This window comes from Bauldia sp. (assembly GCA_037200845.1).
Classification (GTDB): Bacteria; Pseudomonadota; Alphaproteobacteria; order Rhizobiales; family Kaistiaceae; genus DASZQY01.
The window spans coordinates 3,134,475-3,152,584 of record JBBCGQ010000001.1; the positions used below are offsets into that span (position 1 = coordinate 3,134,475).

An 18,110-nucleotide genomic window follows, 5' to 3' on the forward strand; every position below is an offset into this window, starting at 1 on the left:
GTTAGCCTCCCGGCATGATCGTCTCCTGCGGCGAAGCCCTGATCGATTTCCTGCCCCGCCAGGCGACTGACGGATCGGCCGTTTTCGCCCCGTTCGCCGGCGGCTCGCCGTTCAACGTCGCCATCGCCATCGGCCGCCTCGGCACGCCGGCGGGATTCTTCGGCGGCCTCTCGACCGATCTTTTCGGCGACATCCTGCGCCGCTCGCTGCACGCCTCCGGCGTCGACACCAGCCTCGCAAATTTCAGCGACCGCCCGACCACGCTGGCCTTCGTCAGCCTGTCGGAGGGCAACGCGCGCTACGCCTTCTTCGACGAACATTCGGCGGGCAGGATGCTGACCGAGAACGACGTCCCCGCGCTGCCCAAGACAGTGACCGCCCTCCACTTCGGCTCCTTCAGCCTCGCCGAGGAACCGTGCGGCTCGACGCTCGAATATCTGATGCAGCGCGAATTCGCCGACCGCGTGATCTCCCTCGACGTCAACGTCCGCCCGACGCTGATCAAGAATCGCGACGGCTACCTCGCCCGCATCGATCGCCTTGTCGCGATGGCCGACATCGTCAAGCTGAGCGAGGAGGATCTCGCGTGGCTGCACGAGTCGCTGTCCTTCGATGACCTCGCCGCCCGCTATCTGAAGCTCGGCGCAAAGATCGTGGTGCTCACCAAGGGCGGCGACGGCGCCGTCGCGATTTCGCACCATGCCAAAGTCAGCGTCCCGGGCATCGCGGTGAAAGTCGCCGACACCGTCGGCGCGGGCGACACCTTCAGCGCCGCGACCCTCGCTCGCCTCGACCAGAAGACGCTGCTGACCAAAGCGCGCATGGCGCAACTGAGCGCGGACGAACTCACCGATGCCCTGACCTTTGCCGCCAATGCAGCGGCGGTCACCGTCTCGCGCCCCGGCGCCAACCCGCCATGGCTCAACGAGCTGCCTTGAGCGAGCGATAGAGCCGCCGGAAAACTACGAGCCGCTCGGCATAACGCCGCCTGCAACTCCGGATCGGGCTCGATCACCTCCTCCACGCCGGCTTGGTGCAAACCGCTTCCGGCGTTTCCCCGGAAACCGCCATCCGCGCCAGCCTCGCGGCACCGAACGCCGGCCCGTTGTCGCCGCCGGAAACCCTCAGCAACGGACGCCCCATCGCCGCGGAAATCAGCCGCATCCAGAACCGGCTGCGCGCCCCGCCACCGATCATCGGCAGCGGCGAAAGGGCTGCATTGCCAAAGGCTTGCTGCCCGTCGGCCAGCGACAGCGCCACGCCATCCAGCACGGCCTGGACCAGATCGAGCGGCGACGTCGCATTACTCCAGCCCGGCAAACGCGCCGCGCGCATCCGGATCGTTTGAGCGGCGTCCGCTCGCCGGCGAGATACGGCAGGAACATCACGCTCGCCGGCCCCGCGAACCGCGCCTCCGCTTGCGCCAGCAACGTCTCGACATCCGCGCCGACGACCCGCGCGATCCAGTCGAGAGCGCCGCGCCGTTGAGCAGCGCCGCCCTGCTCGAACCATCGACCCCGGCAGCACATGCGCGAATGCGTGAATCAACGTCGCCGGCTTCGGCTCGTACCGATCGCGCGTCACGAAAATCTGCGCCGACGTTCCGAGCGAGAGAAACGAGTCTCCGTCGTCGATCGCGCCGATGCCGACCGCGCCGGCCGCAGAGTCTCCGCCGCCGGCGGCCACGACGACCGGATGGCGCAACCCCCACGACGCCGCGATGCCCGGCCGCAGCAACCCGGATACCGCATTTCCTTCCAGCAGCCGCGGCATCTGCTCCCGTGCCACGCCGACCGCGGCAAGGATCGCATCCGACCAGTCACGCCGCGCCTCATCGAGGATCAGCGTGCCGGCGGCGTCGCACGTGTCGGTCGCGATCTCACCCGTGAGGCGCAAGCGCACGAAATCCTTCGCCAGCACGACGCGGCGAATGCGCGCGAAATTCTCCGGCTCATGCGTTCGCAGCCACATAAGCTTCGGCGCGGTGAACCCCGGCATCGCGATGACGCCGGCAATTTCGGCCAAACCCGGCACCGCGTCGGTCAGCACCGCGCACTCGGCTACGGCACGGCCGTCATTCCAGACCATCGCCGGCCGGACCGGCAGGCCGCCGGCATCGAGTATGACCGCACCGTGCATCTGACCGGACAGGCCGATCGCGCGTGTATCCAGAAACGCGGCGGTGGCCTCGTTGTAGAGATGGCCGACCACGCGCTCCGTCGCCCGCCACCAATCCTCCGGCTCCTGCTCCGACCAGCCCGGGCGCGGCTGGCGCGTCGCGATGGGCGCGCTCGCCTGCGCGACCACCGCCTGCGCCTCGTTGACGAGGACGGCCTTCACCGCCGATGTGCCGATATCGATGCCGAGGAAGTGCATGCGGGTTGACGGTAACACCGCTTTGGCCGATCAGGACGCGATGATTTCCGGCAGCGAGCGCGCATTTCTCCGTGCCCTTTTCGACCGCGCGGTCGCGGCGGCGCTGCCGGCGCGCGTCGTGCCGGCCCACCTGCCGCACCCGCCCAAGGGCCGCACCATCGTGCTTGGCGCCGGCAAGGCATCCGCCGCGATGGCGCGCGCCGTCGAGGACAACTGGCCGGCCGACGCTCCGCTTTCCGGCCTCGTCGTCACCCGCTACGGCCACGGCGTTCCGTGCCGCCGCATCGAGATCGTCGAGGCATCGCATCCCGTGCCGGACGCGGCCGGCGCCGATGCCGCGCGCCGCATCCTCGAATTGGCGAGGGGCGCCGGACCCGACGATCTCGTGCTCTGCCTCATCTCCGGTGGCGGCTCGGCGCTGCTGGCGCTCCCGGCCGAGGGCCTGTCGCTTGCCGACAAGCAGGCGGTGAACCGCGCGCTGCTCAACTCCGGTGCGGCAATCGGCGAGATGAACACCGTCCGCAAGCATCTCTCCGCCATCAAGGGCGGCCGCCTCGCCGCCGCGGCGTTTCCGGCGCGCGTCGTGACGCTACTGATCTCCGACGTGCCCGGCGACGACCCGAGCATCGTCGCCTCGGGCCCGACCGTCGCCGACCCGACCACCTTCGCCGACGCCCGCGCCGTCATCGCGAAATACGCCATCGTTCCGCCGGCGTCGGTGACCGCGCGCCTCGCCGCGGCGAAGGACGAGACGCCCAAGCAACTGACCAACGCCACGACGATCATGATCGCCTCGCCGCAGGGAAGCTTAGACGCGGCCGCGGAATACGCGCACTCGCAAGGCATCGCGCCGATCCTGCTCGGCGACGCCATCGAGGGCGAAGCCCGCGACGTCGGCCGCTCCATGGCGGCAACCGCGCTCGTCGCGGAACGGCCTGTCGTGCTGCTCTCCGGCGGCGAGACGACCGTGACCGTGGTCGGCAAGGGCCGCGGTGGGCGCAACGGCGAATTCCTCGCCGGCCTCGCACTCGGCCTCAACGGCGCCGCCAGCGTCTTCGCCCTTGCCGGCGACACCGACGGCATCGACGGCAGCGAGGACAACGCCGGCGCCTTCATCGCGCCGGATACGCTGGCTCGCGCCAAGGCCGCCGGCCTCGACTTCGCCGGCGCCCTGCAGCGGAACGACATGTATCCGGTGTTCGCGGCGCTGGGCGATCTCGTCGTCACCGGCCCGACGCTGACCAATGTCAACGACTTCCGCGCGATCCTCGTGCTCTAGGGCGCGATCCGCCCGATCACCGCGAACTGCACCAGCGCAAAGAAAAACGTGCCGGCCGCGAAGGCGCGTTCCAGTCCGTCCGTCCACGCGGAGTAATCGTCGCGCGTGATCACCGCGGCATCGAGCGCCATGTCTGCCCGCTGCAGCAGAAACTCCAGCCACGCCCGGTCGGTCGTGCCCTGGTCGGTGAGCAGCATCGGCTGCGCCACCACCTCCGCGAAGCCGGCCGTAGCGAACAGCCCGGGCAGCCGCCGCCCGATCCACGCGTCGAGGCTGCGGTCGGCGGAGTGATTCAAGATGCGGCGTGTGACGGTGCGCTCGCCGGGGTGCACCATCGCGGTCTCCCAGTCGACTTCGATCGCCATCACCCGGCCGCCGCGCCGCGTGACGCGCCGCATCTCGGCGATGACGTCCTGCGGCTTGTCGACGTGCAGCAGCACCCAGTGGCAGACGGCCGCATCGAACGCCGCACCGAAAGGCAGCGCGCGGCCGTCGGCAACGCGGATATCGACGAGATGCCCGATGCCGGCGTCGCGCGTCAGGATGCGCGCATGGTCGAGCAGGCCGACGGAAGGATCGACCGCGAACACGCGGCCTCCGGGCGCCACGCGCCGCGCCAGCTCCACGGTCATCACGCCGGTCCCGGCGCCGACGTCGATGACGATCTCCCCCGGCTTCAGCGCCAGCATGTCGAGCGCGCGGGCGCGCACGCGCATCTCGGCCGCCGAGCCGCCGAGCTGATCGAGCTTCGCCGCGGCCTCCGCGACGCGCTCCGCGCCCTCGACCCGCGACCAGTTGTCGGTGCGCTCGCCGCCCGCCTCGCCAACCACGCAGAGCCTCCCGCCGACCGCGCATTTCCCGCAAATTTCGAGGTGCAGGTTTATGCCGCGACAGCCGATTTGATCGTATGGCAAACTATAGCAAATGGCAGGGAGACGGCGATGATTGTTGTCACAGGCGGCAGCGGCAAGCTCGGGCGCGTGTGCGTCCGCGACCTCATGGACCACGGCTACGAGGTCACCAACATCGACATGGTGCCGCCGCGCGACGCCGGCGTGCGCTTCTCGCGCGCCGACATCACCGACTTCGGCCAGGCGATGGCGGCGCTGTCGATGATCGACGAGCGCGTCGCCAAAGTCACCGGCGTCGTCCACCTCGCGGCGATCCCGGCGCCGGGCCTCGCGCCCAACCACACCACCTTCGGGGTCAACACGCTCTCGACCTACAACATCTTCGAGGCCGCCCGGCAGCTCGGGATCAGGAACGTCGTCTGGGCCTCGAGCGAGACGGTCTACGGCATCCCCTACCCCAAGGGTCCGGCCTACGCGCCGGTCGACGAGGAGATCCAGCATCCCGAGACGGCGTACTCGCTGTCGAAGGCGATCGGCGAGGAGATGGCGAAGCAGTTCTGCCGCTGGGACCCGCGCCTGAAGATCGTTGGCCTGCGCTTCTCCAACGTCATGGAGCCGCACGACTACGAAAATTTCCCCGGCTTCAACAAGAGCGCGCGGCTGCGCCACTGGAACCTGTGGACCTACATCGACGCCCGCGACGGCGCGCAGGCGATCCGCCTCGCCCTGCAGGCGAAGCTCGCCGGCGCCCACGTCTTCGGCATCGCCAACGCGGACTCGGTGATGACGCGAGCGAACGAGTCGCTGCTCGACGAAGTCTTCCCAAACACGACGCGCAAACGGCCACTGAAGCCGAACGAGTCGCTGATCTCGATCGCGAAGGCTGAGAAGGTGCTGGGCTACAAGCCGCAGTTCGCCTGGCGGAAGCAGGTGGCGAAGGCGAAGTCAAAGCCGAAGGCAACCGCCAAGCCGAAGAGATAGAACCCACTCTCCGCTTTCCCCGACAACGCGTTCCCCACCCGCCTCGCTTGCGCTCGGCACCCTCCCCGCAAGGGGGAGGGAGGATTCCGCTGCTGCAGCGAGTCTCCCGCCCCCTTGCGGGGAGGGGGAACCATCGCGAAGCGATGGCGGGTGGGGCCCAGCCTATCGGCTGGCGGCGCTAAGCCTCCGGCACGGCCTGCCCGGCGCCGCCTTCCCGCGCCGGGTCGCCGCCATACCGCTCCGTCTTGATCGCGGGAAACGGCACGTCCATGTCGAGCAGCAGGCGGCTCGCGACGTCTACGAACGCGTTGGCGCCGCAGACATAGGCCCGCCGCGGCATGCCGCCGAGTTTCTCGAACACGTCCGCCACCAGCCTGTCGTCGATGCGGCCGGTGCGCACGCGCGGATCGTTCGGCGTCTCGCGCGTCACCGTCACGAAGATGCTGACGTTCGGATCCTGCTCCACCCGCGCGAAAATCTCCTCGCGGAAAATGATGTCGGTGTATCGCCGCACCGAATAGAGCAGCACCGTCTTCACCTCCGGCGCGACGTTCATCCGGTGGCGGAGAATCGACATCATCGGCACCACACCGGAACCGCCGCCGACCAGCAGCAGCGGGCCGCCGTCTTTCTTCTGCCAGGTGAAGTGTCCGCCGATCGGCCCGCGCAGTTCCACCGTGTCGCCGGTCTGCACGATGTCGTGGAAGAAAGGCGAAACCTCGCCGGTGTCGAGCTTCTCGATCACCAGCTCGACCTCCGGCGATTCCGGCGCCGAGCCGATCGAGTAGCTGCGCTGCGCCTGATAGCCGTCCGGCGCCGTCAGCCGCACGTCGACGTGCTGCCCGGCCAGGAAGCCCGGCCAGTTTTTCGGCGCCAGGAAATAGCTCTTCACCGTCGCCGTTTCATCGACGATCCGGCTGACGGTAGCTTCCTGCCAGATGAGCCGCTCGGGCTGGACTACATTCACTTACGGATCACCGGTGAAGCGCTGCTCTTTCCACGGGTCGCCGTAGATGTGATAGCCGCGAAGCTCCCAGAACCCAGCCTCGTCGATGTCGGTGAATTGCAGTCCGTTCACCCACTTAGCCGACTTCCAGAAATAGAGATGCGGCACGAACAGCCGTGCCGGCCCGCCATGATCTGGCGCGATCGGCGCGCCTTCATACGAGGTCGCCACCATCGCCTGCTCGCCGGTCAGGTCCTTGTAGGGAACGTTGGTCGTGTAGCCGTCGAAGGAATGCGCCAGCGTGTATTGCGTCGGCGGCTCGAGGCCCGCGTCGTCGAGTATGTCCTCGATCGTCACGCCCGCCCAGTTGGTGTCGAACTTGCTCCACTTGGTGACGCAGTGGATGTCCTTGTGCATCTTGATCTGCGGCAGCGCGTTGAACTCGGTCCAGTTCCACGTCTTGATCGGCTTCGGCCCGACCTTCAGCGTGAACTTCCAGTCCTCATGCGTGACACGCGGCGTCGGCCCGGCGGAGAGCACGGGGAAGCCCTCCTCCTTGTACTGCCCCGGCGGCAGACGCACGGCATCCTCGGCCGAGGGCCGGCGCCCGAAAAATCCACGCGTCGCCATGTGTCGCGCCTCCTCTAAGGACCGGCTGCTTCGTTGGTCATGACTGAACCCGCCCCCTCGTGCCGTCAAGACATAGGGCGCGGCCGGCGGTGAGGCCACTACTGGCGCGTGCGCAGCAGGAAAGTGCGCCGCGACCAGCCGTAGAGTTGCTCCTCGCGCACGAACGTGAACAGGCCCGAGGCGACAACCAGCGCGATGCCGACGAACGCGATCGGGTCGGGGAAATTGTGGAAGAACAGAGCGCCGTAGAGGATCGCCCACAGCATCTGGCTGTACTGCGCCGGCGCCACGCGGTTGCTCGGCGCGTAGCGCGTCGCGGTCAGCATCGCGATCTGTCCGATGCCGCCGAGGAAGCCGCCGAGCGTGAAGATCGCGACCTCATGCCACCCCGGAACACGGAAGTTGAAGATCATCAGCGCGCCGTCGGCGATCAGCGCCATGACGTAGAGCGAGGCGAGCATCGTGATCCGCTTCTCGCTCCGCCCGATCATGCGGAGCGTGATCAGCGACACCGCGCCGAGCGCCGCGCCGACGATGGCCGTCAGGTGCCCGAGATGCAGTTCGCGGAAGCCCGGCCGCACCACCAGCAGTACGCCGCCAAAGCCGACGATGACCGCCAGCCAGCGTCGCCAGCCGACCTCCTCGCCGAGGATCGGAATCGAAAAGATCGTCACGAACGCCGGCATGAGGAACAGCAGCGAATACGCCTCCGGCAATGGCAGCGTCGTGAACGAATAGACCGCGAAGAAACTGCCGACGATGCCCGACGCATTGCGGATGAGCACCAGCCGCGGATTGTTGATCCGCCACATGTCGGGCCACGCCTCGTCCTTCGGCTTGGCGAACGCGAAGGTGGAGAACGAGGCGAGCGTCAGGAAGAACAGAATCTCGAACACCGACAGCGTCCCGCCGAGCGCCTTGGTGGAGGCGTCGCTGGCCGAGAAAAGGCCATACGCAAGGAAGCCGGCGGCAACGCCTTTGAGCATCGGAGGAAAGCGAACCGAGCAGGAGGGAAGCGGACGATAGCCCGGATCGCGCCGCCGTAGGTGACAGAACGGCAACGGTAGCCGACGCGGCGCGGTTTGAGCGGCCGGACTCCGCTTGAGCCCTCCCCCTGCGGGAGGGCCAAACCGCCGAAGGCGGTTTGGGGAGGGGTGTCGCTCCGGCGACGGGGAGGCCGCGCGTTCCGCTATCGCGGAGGCATACCCCTCCCCAAAATCGCTGCGCGTTTTGACCATCCCGCAAGGGGAGGGTTCGCAAGCGTCGGCGACGCCAAGGCTTAAGGCAGCCGCCGCAACCGCTCCGTCAATAACGCGTAGAACCCATCGGCATCGCCGTCGCGGAGATAGTGCACATTGCGCGGCCGGTCGGTGATCTGCCACCAGTCGGTCACCGTCATGCCGAGCGTCAGCAGACTGCTGGTCTCTATTGAAACGTTGACCGTTTTGCCGGCGAACAGATCGGGCTTGAGCAGATAGGCAATGACGGTCGGGTCATGCAGCGGCGCGCCGATCGATCCGTATTTCGTACGATCGAAGCGCTCGAAGAAGGACAGGAGGCCCGCAACGATCGGCCCGGTTCTGTTGCCGAGTTTCGCGAACGCATCGATGCGCTCGGGCGTCGTCAGCAGCCGGTGGGTCAGATCGAGCGGCGACATCACGATCGGGATTCCGCTTTTCATCACCACGTCGGCCGCTTCCGGATCGACGAAGATGTTGAACTCAGCGGCCGGCGTGATGTTGCCGACCTCGAAGTAGGCGCCGCCCATCATCACGATTTCGCGGATGTGCCGGGCGATGTCCGGCGCCTTCACCAGCGCCATGCCGATGTCGGTGAGCGGGCCGAGGGCGCACAGCGTGACCGAGCCCGCTTCGGCCGCGCGCAACGTATCGATGATGAAATCGACCCCGTGCTTCGGCTGCAGCGCCACCGTCGGCTCGGGCAGCTCGGCGCCGTCGAGACCGGTCCGCCCATGCACATGCTCGGCCGTGCGCAGCGCCCGCATCATCGGCCGCATGCAGCCGGCGTAGACCGGCACCTCCGGCCGCCCCGCCAGCTCCACCATGCGTCGCGCGTTCCGCTCGCTGTGCGCCAGCGGCACGTTGCCCGCGACGGCGACGATGCCCAGCACCTCGAGTTCGTCCGGCGATGCCAGCGCCAGCAGGATCGCGACGGCGTCGTCCTGCCCGAGATCGCTGTCGATGATGATCCGGCGTCTCACGTGTGGCCGAGCACCGCGTGCGGCAGGTACGGCTCGGCCAGCGCCTTCAGTTCGTCGGCCTCGAGCTTGATGTCGAGCGCCGCCACCGCATCGTCGAGATGCGCGGCCTTGCTCGCCCCGATGATCGGCGCCGTGACGCCGGGCTGCGCCAGCAGCCAGGCTAGCGCCACCTGCGCATTGGGCACGCCGCGCTTCTTCGCGACCTCGGTGACCTTGTCGATGACGTCGGCATCGCCGCCGTCGCGCTTGTAGAGGCTATGCCCGAATTCGTCGGTCTTGGCGCGCAGCGTCGCGTCGCTCTCGGCCCGCGGTCGCGTCAGCAGGCCGCGCGCCAGCGGGCTCCACGGGATGACGCCGATCCCCTCCTTGCGGCAGAGCGGCAGCATCTCGCGCTCTTCCTCGCGATAGATGAGGTTGTAGTGGTTTTGCATCGTCACGAAGCGCGACAGCCCCTCGCGCTCGGCGAGCGCCAGATACTGCGCGAACTGCCACGCGTACATCGACGAGGCGCCGATGTAGAGCGCCTTGCCCGCCTTCACGACGTCGGTCAGCGCCTCGAGCGTCTCCTCCATCGGCGTCGCCGGGTCGAAGCGGTGGATCTGGTAGAGATCGACGTAGTCCATGCCGAGGCGCGACAGCGAAGCGTCGATCGCCTGCAGGATGTGCTTGCGCGACAGGCCGCGCATGTTGCCGCCGTTGCCCATGGCGCCGTTGACCTTGGTCGCGACGACGATTTCTTCACGCGGCGGCGCGAAGTCCTTCAGCGCCCGCCCGGTGATCTCCTCGCTGACGCCGGTCGAATAGACGTCGGCGGTGTCGAAGAAGGTGAAGCCGAGATCGACTGCCTTCTTGATCAGCGGCCGGGCGTCCGCCTCCTCCATCATCCACTCGCGCGACGTTTTGGACCCGTACGTCATCATGCCGAGGCAGATGCGCGAAACGGTCGTGCCGGTGGTACCCAGTCGTGTGTACTGCATGGGGCGGTCCTCGTCGGGGAATGAAGATGCGGCCGGGAGGGCGGCCGCCTGACGAGGGTTATAGGCCCCGCGGCGCTAGCCGACGAGGGCCTGCGCGTCGCCGGTGGCCGAGGCGATACGCCGCTCCGGCGCCCAGCCCGGCCGCGGCCCGAACACCTGCGCCCGCTCCGCCTGCCCCGAAACGAAGAACGGGTAGCGGCTGTTGATGATCGGCCGCGACGCGTTGACGTCGAGCATCATGAGGCCGAGCGGCTTGACCAGCAGGGGATACTCGCGCGGCTCGCAGACGGAGACGTGGCCGAACACCTTCTTGTAGAAGGCGCGGTGCTCCTGGCGCACCGTCGCCAGCACGATGTCGGCCTCGAAGTATTCCGCCGCCATGTGGCCGATGCGGACGGTGACGTAGGGAAGCTCCGGATTGCGCCCGGCCATCGCCGGATCGACCACGAACCGGGTCGGATCGACGATCACCTTGCCGGCTTCCAGTTCCGGCTTGACGAAATCGCCGAACACGTCGGCCGCGACCATGTCTGGATAGTCCGGGCTGCCGACATGGATGCGGATCGACGAGCACAGGCGCCCGTCGAGATAGATGCCGATCAGCCAGGCATTATCGAGATCGTCGTACCGATCGGACAGGCGGCGGCCGAAGCTCGGCTGGATCGCGCCCTCCTTGAGGTAGGCGTCGTAACGCAGCCGGAAAATCGCTTCGCGGGCCTCGTCCGTCTCGGCGCGCCGGTATTCCACCCGCTTGAGAAACGACTGAATGCGTTCCGCAAGACTGAGCGGCGAAGCGACCGCAGGCGCAGCCATGACACACTCCTCGAACGCGACACAGGTGCCGCCGACCCGAGGAACATGATTAACGAATCGTTAAGCGAAGTAAAGAATTAGTGTTAACTTTCTACGCATGGCTGCTCCGCAAATAACGCAAAATGCGCTGTCTGCGTGGCAAAGTTGTTCCGGTGTGACCGAAGGATGACAGTCGTGCCAATACGGCACAGCGCCAGCATCGCAAGGTGTGCGGGCTACGATGTCAGGGGAATGCCGGTAATTACCTCGGGCCGAACGCCGCGCGTTTCCGCGGCGCAAGCATCGGCAGGTCTAGGCGACCCGCTCCAGCATCTGCGGGATGGTGCTGTCGAGCAGCAGCCGCACTTCCTTGGCCGGCAGCGCCGGCGCAAACAGCCAGCCCTGCGCCTCGGTGACGCTTTCCTCGGCCGCGATCAGGGCAAGTTGCTCTGCCGTCTCAATGCCTTCGACCGTAACGGCGAGGCCCAGTTCGGCCGACAGCTTGGCGATACCGCGCAGCAGTACGAGGGCCCGGTCGCCGGTCTCGAGCCCCTCGAGGAACGAGCGGTCGATCTTGACCTTGTTGAGCGGCAGGCTCTGCAGGTAGCTCAGGCTCGAATAGCCCGTGCCGAAATCGTCCAGCGAGATGCGCACGCCGAAGTCGCGCAGCTCGTGCAGGATGGCGCGCGTCGCCTTGGTGTCCTGGAACAGGACGGATTCGGTGATCTCGATCTCCAGCCGGCTCGGGTCGAGGTTGGTCTCGGCCAGGGCCTCCTGGATCGTCTTCACGACATTGCCGCGGCGGAACTGGTTGGCCGACAGGTTGACCGCGACGCGTACGTCAGCCGGCCAGGTCGCGCACGTCTTGCAGGCTTCGGTCAGCACCCACTTCCCGAGGTCTACGATCAGGCCCATCTCCTCGGCGACCGGAATGAACTCGGCCGGCGAGATCATGCCGCGCAGCGGATGCGGCCAGCGCACCAGCGCCTCGCACGTCGAGATGCGCTTGGTCTTCAGGTCGAACAGCGGCTGGTAGAACACCTGGAAGGAGCTGTTGGCGAGCGCATTGCGCAGGTCGAGCTCCAGCGTGCGGCGCGCATGCGCGCGGATATCCATCTCCGGCTCGAAGAAGCGGAAGGTGCCGCGCTGGTCGGCCTTCGCCCAATAGAGCGCCATGTCGGCGATCTTGAGCAGGTGGTCCGGCCCGGTGGCGTCGCGCGGCGACAGCGCAATGCCTACCGACGCGCCGATCACGACCTGGTGGCCATCGACTTCGTACGTGTCGCTGAGCGCCGAGACGATGCGGCGGGCGAGATGGGCGGCGTCCTCGGCGCCGGCGATCGGCGACTGCACGACCACGAATTCGTCGCCGCCGAAGCGCGCGACGATGTCGGAGGCGCGGACGAGATGCCGCAGGCGATCGGCGACCGCACGCAGCAGCACGTCGCCGCGCGGATGGCCGAGGGTGTCGTTCACCTGCTTGAACTGGTCGAGGTCGACGAACATGACCGCGACCGGGTTGGAGCCGGCGGCGGCCAGCGTCTTGTCCATCTGCTCGCGCAGGAACATGCGGTTCGGCAGGCCGGTCAGCGAATCGTAGCGGGCGAGATGGCTGATGCGCATCTCGGCCGACTTGCGCTCGGTAATGTCCTCGATCAGCACGACCGAGCCGCCGTTCGCCATCTGCTGGAAGGTCAGGCTGAGCGTGCGCCCGTCCTGCTTCTGGATGGTGAAGCCGGTGTTCTGGATGCCGCGCAGCCGCGCCTCGATGTCGGTCGCCAGCCGGTCGAGCTCGGAGCGCAGGATCGTGCCGGCCTCGACGCAGTCGAGCACCAGCTCGCGCACCGTCTGGCCCTTGCGGTCGCCGCGCGCGGCAAGGCCGAGGATCTCGCCCAGCCGCTTGTTGGTCACCACCACGCGCCGGTCGGCGTCGAACATGCAAAGGCCGTGCGGCATGTTGTTGAGCGCGGTGTCGAAGCGCGCCGCCAGCACCGCGACGTCGCGCGCCGCGATGACGGCGTCGAGCAGCGTGCGCCGCAGCCGGTCCGAGATGAACTTGAAGCTGATGAAGAACGCCGCGATCAGCACCGCGCTCGCCGTGTAGTAAAGATCGAACGGCAGCAGCAGCGCGACGACGACCGGAATGCCGTCGACCAGGATCAGCACCGCGACCAGCCGCGCGCTGCCGAAGTTGCGGCCCGAGATGCCGATCATGTACGCGATCGTCCCCGAGATGCTCATCATGTACAGGAACGGATCGTTGGTCGTCGCGAAGACGACCAGGCACCAGACGCCGAGCATGCCCATGAAGGTCGCGGCGCCGGTGACGTAGCGCAGCTCCCAGTGCCGCGCGACTTCCATGCGCGTCATCTGAGGACGCTGGTGCGCGTAGATCGACATGTCGATGGCACGCAGGAACGCGATCGCGACCATCGTGCCCCACACGGCATAGAGCAGGCCGTCGTGCGTCTTCCACGCCGACAGCAGCACGGCCAGCGAAATGGCGACCGAACCGACGAACAGAGTCCGGCGCTCGGTGTAGAGCGAATCCACGAGGGGCGCGTACACCTCGATCGGGAGATCGGCTGTGCGCCGGGAACGCCTGAACTGCAAATTGAACATAAGTCGCCGCGACTAAAAGGAATTTGCACGGCAACACTTGACCGATTTCTCTAAAAATTCCCTTCAGGTTTTGCCGACAAATCGGATCATTGTCAGCATCGGGCGCCGCAGCCCCTGATTTGAATTGACGAGCGCCGCAGTTTCCCGCGCAGGAATCGCTACGCTCTGCCCGCTCGCGTAAACACTTCGTTTGCCATGACGCGAAAGGCTTAACCGGCCATTGCTCCAACCCGCCGATTGACGAAGCCGATGCCGGCGGCGTCTCCAACCTTGAAGATTTCGTCGCGCGCGATCGCGTATTCGGCGTCCGTGAGATGCTCCATCATCAGCGGCACCTCGCGCCCAAGCTTCTCGAGACAGGCGAGGAAGACGCGATAATCCATGGTGCCCTTGCCGATGATGATCTCGTCGAAGTGCAGCGCCGCCTGATGGTAAAGGATGATGTCCTTGGCATGGCACGAAACGATCCAAGGCCCGAGCTTGTCGAATATCTCGCGGAGCAGCGTCGGCGTGTTGAAGTAGGTGCGCGGCGTCATCACGAGGTTGACCGGATCGACGTGGCAGCCGAATTCCGGCCGATCGACCGCCTTGATCAGCTTGACGTACATATCGACGGAGTCGGGCAGACTGTACTGCTCCATCTCCAGCGCGAACTTCGCCCGCTTTGGCTTCACCGTGTCGATCAGGTAGCGCGCCGCCTCGACGGCGTCGTCGAACGCCTCGTCGGAGAGATTGTGCGCGTTCGGCCCGTAGTCCGAGCCGGGCTCATACGAGCCGATGAAGCTGACCGCGCACTTCGCCCCCACCGCATCTGCGATCACCAGCTTCTCCGCCGCGATCTCGCGGTGCGCCTTCCTGACGGCGGCATCGCGCGTCACGAGATTGCGCCAGATGCCGACCTCGGCGATGGCGACGTTCTCCGCTGCGAAGGCCTTCTCGATCGCCGCCAGCCGCTGCGTGTCCTTGATCGTGACCGGCGGGCAATACGCGGCGCCGTAGCCGTAGGCGCGGTGCGCCCTGGCGAAGGCGACTGGGTCGCCGTCGCCGCCCGGAATGCCGTTGCCGCCCAGTCTGATCATCGTCGCTCCTCCCGGCTTTTGCTCGACCTTGGAGCGCGCCGGTGGCCGCGGTCAATGCCGGCAATGTCCCGGTTCAGCAGTGGATTGCGCTTCGCCGCGCCGCAGGGTCTACTTGCCGCTCGAGCTGGGGAGCTCCCGTGGAACAGGAACTGACCGCACCGCCGCTGCCGGCCGAAGAGCGCATCGAAAGCGCCTCGGAAATTCTGCGCTCGCTCGCGGCCCGGCCCGAGGCCCACATCCCGTTCGGCGCGGTCGTGTCCGCGGCCGGCTCCCGCGTCCACGGCATCGCGCTGTTCCTGTTCGTCCTGCCCGAAACCCTGCCGCTGCCGTTGCCAAGCGCCTCGGGCGTGCTCGGCATCCCGCTGCTTATCATCTCCGCCCACCTCGCGATTTTCGGCGAGGCCGCCACCCTGCCGCAGCGCGTGCTCGACCTGAAGATTCCGCGCCAGGTGTTCGTCGCGATCTCGAAATACATCGGCCCGATCCTGGCGTGGCTCGAAAAAATCTCGCGGCCGCGCTGGAACTTCTTCGTCCGTGAGGAACGGGCGATGGGCGTCCTCTGTTTCTATCTCTCGGTAATCCTCTGGCTGCCGCTGCCGCTGGTCAACGCGCCGCCGGCGATCTGCCTCGCCGCCGTCGCCCTCGGCATCATCCATCGCGACGGCGTTCTCATCGCCGCCGGCCTCGCCGGCGCCGTGGCGCTCACCGCGATGCTTTTCCTGCTCGGCGACCTGATCACGCGCCTCGCCCACTGGCTGCTTGGTTTCGTCTGGCCGCAGGCACCGTCCTCCCCGACTTGAACAGAGTTCACGTTGCTGGTATGAACGTCGTTCAAACCAAGGGACGACGATCATGCGGCCGCAGCTCAGCACCTGGCGCCAGGCAAGCCTCAGCCTCTACTGGTTCGCGTCCAACGCCCACTGGGCCGCGATTCTGATCACGCTGCTTCCGCTGCAGGCGGAGGCGATCGGCGGCCACGAATTCAAGGGCACGACGCTCGGCCAGATCCTGCTCGCCGGCGCCTTCGTCTCGATGATCGCGGCGCCGCTCTTCGGCGCCTGGAGCGACCGCGTGCGCACCCGCTGGGGCCGGCGCAAGCCCTTCCTCGTCGTCGGCACGGTCGGCAACGTCGTCGGCCTCGTCGCCCTCGCCTTCATCCCCAGCGAGCCCGCCGCGCTGCCGCTCTACATCGCCGCCTTCATCTGGATCGAGCTGTTCTCCAACGTCGCCACCGCGCCCTACTCCGCCCTCATCCCCGACGTCGTGCCGAAGGAACAGCGCGGCTCGGCGAGCGGCTGGCTCGGCCTGATGCTGATGCTGGGATCCTTCGTCGGGGGCATAACCGGGCTCGTGCTGCCCGCGATCGGCGGCATCCGCGGCGCCTACATCGGCCTCGCGGTGATCATGCTCGGCGGCATGCTCGGCACCGTGCTGACAGTGAAGGAACCGGAGCCGCCGGTCGTGCCGCCCTTCCGCGCCGGCGAATTCGTGCGCGGCCTCATCCAGCCGTTCAAGTCGCGCGATTTTTCCTGGGTTTTCTGGACCCGCCTGCTGATGACGCTCGGCGTTTTCACGGTGCAGGAGTTCCTGCAGTTCTACATGCGCGACGTCGTCGCCGGCGGCGCCGCGACCTACCCGTACACGTTCTTCGGCACGCAGCTCGCCGACAACGCACCGGCCGCGACGTCGTTCTTCATCCTCGCCCTGCTCGTCGGCGCCGTCGCCAGTTCGCTGGTCGCCGGCCGGCTTTCCGATCGCCACGGCCGCAAGCGCATCGTCTACGTTTCCGGCGCGCTGCAGGCGCTGGTCGTTGCGGCGTTCATCTTCTCCGGCCGCTTCGAGCTCGTGGTCATCATGGGCATCGTCTTCGGCGTCGGCTTCGGCGCCTACCAGGCGGTCGACTGGGCGCTCGCCGCCGACGTGCTGCCGAGCGAGGAGGACTACGCCAAGGACATGGGCGTCTGGCACGTCGCCTTCACGCTACCGCAGGTGCTGGCGACGCCGATCGGCGGCTTCCTGCTCGATCATTTCCAAAGGGTCGGCAAGACCACCGGCCAGCCGACGCTCGGCTACACCGTGCTGCTCGCGCTGGCCTTCGTCTACTTCCTGCTCGGCACCGTGCTGATCCGGCAGGTCAGCGTTGGCGGCGTCCCGAAGGCGCCGCCGCGATGAGGCCGGTGCCGACGATGCCGACGAACGCGCGCACCTGATCGCCGAGCACCGACACCGGCAGCGACTTGAGCTTGGAGTCGAGGCTGAGGCTGACGATGCCGTGCACGGCGGAAAACATCGTGCGCGCCAACAGCATCCGCTGCTTGTCGTCCATATCCGGCCGCAGCGCCGCCAGCGGCTTCTCGACCAGCAGGAACAGCCGCGCCTGATCGGCGAGATAGGAGTCCGGCATCGCGTCCGCCGACGCCATCCGGTGCTCGAACAGCGCCCGCCAGCGCGGCTGATTCTGCACCGCGAAGTCGAGGTACGCCTCGGCGAGCGCCACAAGCGCGGCGGCCGGGTCGATGCCCTCGCGCGCCTTCGCCCGCCGCGCGCCGAACTGCTCGAACAGCGACAGCGTCCGCGAGTTGACCTCGAAGATGATCGCGTCGAGGTGCGGGAAGACGTTGTAGATCGCGCCCAGCGAACAGCCGACCGCCTCGGCGAGGTCGCGGGCATTGAGCCCGGCGACGCCCTCGGCCGCGATGACCTTCTCAGCCGCGGCGATCAGGTCGGCGCGCAACGCCGAGCGGCGCTCAGCTGCTTTCGGCGTGAGATGCGACACCGCCTTCTCCGTGCGGACCTTTCTGGCTGCGGCCACGATTTTTCGATTCGGTTTGATGAACGATGTTCAGCCCGTATTGGCACCAGTCGCCATTCCGCACAAGTTAAATCGCCGCCATGCGCTTCGCGAGAAGACTGCAAAGGACAAGTGAATTCAGCCGCTTAGGGAAACGCCGCAACATTCGGTCGCGCCGCCATGAACAGAGTTCATTTTATGTCTTGAACACTGTTCAAACCTGTATATGTTGAACGTCGTTCAAACGCGGTCCGCGCGGGATCGCGAAACCAAAACGGAGGGACCGAAAATGGAACTCGTGCTAAACATCAGGACACTGGGGACGGGGGCAAACGGGGGGAACGGGGAGGATGCGCGCGGCGCCGATGCCGGCGGCCTGTCGTGGGCGGTGCGCCTAGCGTTCGCGGTCGCAGCGGTCGGCGCAGCCTGGTTCATCATGAACGATGGCCAGTTCAGCGACATCGCCGCGCAGATCCTGGGCCGCGCCCACAGCACCGCGCTGCCCGGCCCGCTCGGCACCCTCTTCGCCGCTCTGCCCGGCTGATCGAACGGGAGGACGACGCCG

General features: G+C 67.2%; 17 protein-coding genes. 6 read left to right on the forward strand and 11 right to left on the reverse strand.

Annotation, left to right across the window (positions count from 1 at the left end):
- Window positions 1–14: 14 nt before the first annotated feature.
- The gene (locus WDM94_15710; protein MEJ0014021.1) at window positions 15–938 is read left to right on the forward strand and encodes a carbohydrate kinase; all 924 of its coding nucleotides are present in this window, start codon (window positions 15–17) and stop codon (window positions 936–938) included.
- A gap of 73 nt (window positions 939–1,011) precedes the next feature.
- Here the strand turns inward: WDM94_15710 and WDM94_15715 are convergent, their stop codons facing one another.
- Window positions 1,012–2,376 (reverse strand): FGGY family carbohydrate kinase, encoded by a 1,365-nt coding sequence (locus WDM94_15715; GenBank protein ID MEJ0014022.1) that lies wholly within the window; start codon window positions 2,374–2,376, stop codon window positions 1,012–1,014.
- Between the two features lie 40 nt (window positions 2,377–2,416).
- On the opposite strand from WDM94_15715, the gene WDM94_15720 reads away from it, so the two are divergent.
- Window positions 2,417–3,655: a glycerate kinase gene (locus WDM94_15720; GenBank protein MEJ0014023.1), complete on the forward strand. Its 1,239-nt coding sequence runs from the start codon at window positions 2,417–2,419 to the stop codon at window positions 3,653–3,655.
- Here WDM94_15720 and WDM94_15725 read toward each other — a convergent pair.
- Window positions 3,652–4,485, reverse strand: coding sequence for a methyltransferase domain-containing protein (locus WDM94_15725; protein MEJ0014024.1), 834 nt, complete (start codon window positions 4,483–4,485; stop codon window positions 3,652–3,654). The two genes, WDM94_15720 and WDM94_15725, sit on opposite strands and share 4 nt — an antisense overlap.
- A gap of 111 nt (window positions 4,486–4,596) precedes the next feature.
- Between WDM94_15725 and WDM94_15730 the strand changes: the two genes are divergently transcribed.
- On the forward strand, window positions 4,597–5,487 hold the full coding sequence (locus WDM94_15730; protein ID MEJ0014025.1) for an NAD(P)-dependent oxidoreductase: 891 nt from the start codon (window positions 4,597–4,599) through the stop codon (window positions 5,485–5,487).
- A 178-nt stretch (window positions 5,488–5,665) separates the two neighbouring features.
- Here WDM94_15730 and WDM94_15735 read toward each other — a convergent pair whose 3' ends face one another.
- The 8 genes from WDM94_15735 to WDM94_15770 all read right to left on the reverse strand — a co-directional run bounded on the left by WDM94_15735 (window position 5,666) and on the right by WDM94_15770 (window position 14,754).
- A complete protein-coding gene (locus tag WDM94_15735) occupies window positions 5,666–6,454 on the reverse strand; it encodes an FAD-binding oxidoreductase (protein ID MEJ0014026.1) in 789 nt (262 codons plus the stop codon).
- On the reverse strand, window positions 6,455–7,063 hold the full coding sequence (locus WDM94_15740) for a molybdopterin-dependent oxidoreductase (GenBank protein ID MEJ0014027.1): 609 nt from the start codon (window positions 7,061–7,063) through the stop codon (window positions 6,455–6,457). It abuts the gene before it with no gap.
- Window positions 7,064–7,161: 98 nt separating this feature from the next.
- A complete protein-coding gene (locus WDM94_15745) occupies window positions 7,162–8,049 on the reverse strand; it encodes a DMT family transporter (protein MEJ0014028.1) in 888 nt (295 codons plus the stop codon).
- A gap of 293 nt (window positions 8,050–8,342) precedes the next feature.
- Window positions 8,343–9,284: a nucleoside hydrolase gene (locus tag WDM94_15750; protein ID MEJ0014029.1), complete on the reverse strand. Its 942-nt coding sequence runs from the start codon at window positions 9,282–9,284 to the stop codon at window positions 8,343–8,345.
- Window positions 9,281–10,261: an aldo/keto reductase gene (locus WDM94_15755; protein MEJ0014030.1), complete on the reverse strand. Its 981-nt coding sequence runs from the start codon at window positions 10,259–10,261 to the stop codon at window positions 9,281–9,283. Before WDM94_15755 ends, WDM94_15750 begins: the two co-directional genes overlap by 4 nt.
- 75 nt (window positions 10,262–10,336) lie before the next feature.
- Window positions 10,337–11,074, reverse strand: a complete 738-nt coding sequence (locus tag WDM94_15760; protein ID MEJ0014031.1) for an acyl-homoserine-lactone synthase — start codon at window positions 11,072–11,074, stop codon at window positions 10,337–10,339.
- Window positions 11,075–11,365: 291 nt separating this feature from the next.
- A complete protein-coding gene (locus WDM94_15765) occupies window positions 11,366–13,621 on the reverse strand; it encodes an EAL domain-containing protein (GenBank protein ID MEJ0014032.1) in 2,256 nt (751 codons plus the stop codon).
- A gap of 263 nt (window positions 13,622–13,884) precedes the next feature.
- A complete protein-coding gene (locus tag WDM94_15770; protein ID MEJ0014033.1) occupies window positions 13,885–14,754 on the reverse strand; it encodes a sugar phosphate isomerase/epimerase in 870 nt (289 codons plus the stop codon).
- Between the two features lie 137 nt (window positions 14,755–14,891).
- On the opposite strand from WDM94_15770, the gene WDM94_15775 reads away from it, so the two are divergent.
- Both WDM94_15775 and WDM94_15780 read left to right on the forward strand, forming a co-directional pair.
- A complete protein-coding gene (locus tag WDM94_15775; protein MEJ0014034.1) occupies window positions 14,892–15,554 on the forward strand; it encodes an exopolysaccharide biosynthesis protein in 663 nt (220 codons plus the stop codon).
- A gap of 52 nt (window positions 15,555–15,606) precedes the next feature.
- The gene (locus WDM94_15780) at window positions 15,607–16,926 is read left to right on the forward strand and encodes an MFS transporter (protein MEJ0014035.1); all 1,320 of its coding nucleotides are present in this window, start codon (window positions 15,607–15,609) and stop codon (window positions 16,924–16,926) included.
- Here the strand turns inward: WDM94_15780 and WDM94_15785 are convergent.
- Window positions 16,889–17,566 carry a WHG domain-containing protein gene (locus WDM94_15785; protein ID MEJ0014036.1) on the reverse strand — a complete coding sequence of 226 codons (678 nt, stop codon included), beginning with the start codon at window positions 17,564–17,566 and terminating at the stop codon, window positions 16,889–16,891. The two genes, WDM94_15780 and WDM94_15785, sit on opposite strands and share 38 nt — an antisense overlap.
- A 268-nt stretch (window positions 17,567–17,834) precedes the next feature.
- Between WDM94_15785 and WDM94_15790 the strand changes: the two genes are divergently transcribed.
- Window positions 17,835–18,089, forward strand: a complete 255-nt coding sequence (locus WDM94_15790) for a hypothetical protein (GenBank protein MEJ0014037.1) — start codon at window positions 17,835–17,837, stop codon at window positions 18,087–18,089.
- Window positions 18,090–18,110 lie beyond the last annotated feature (21 nt).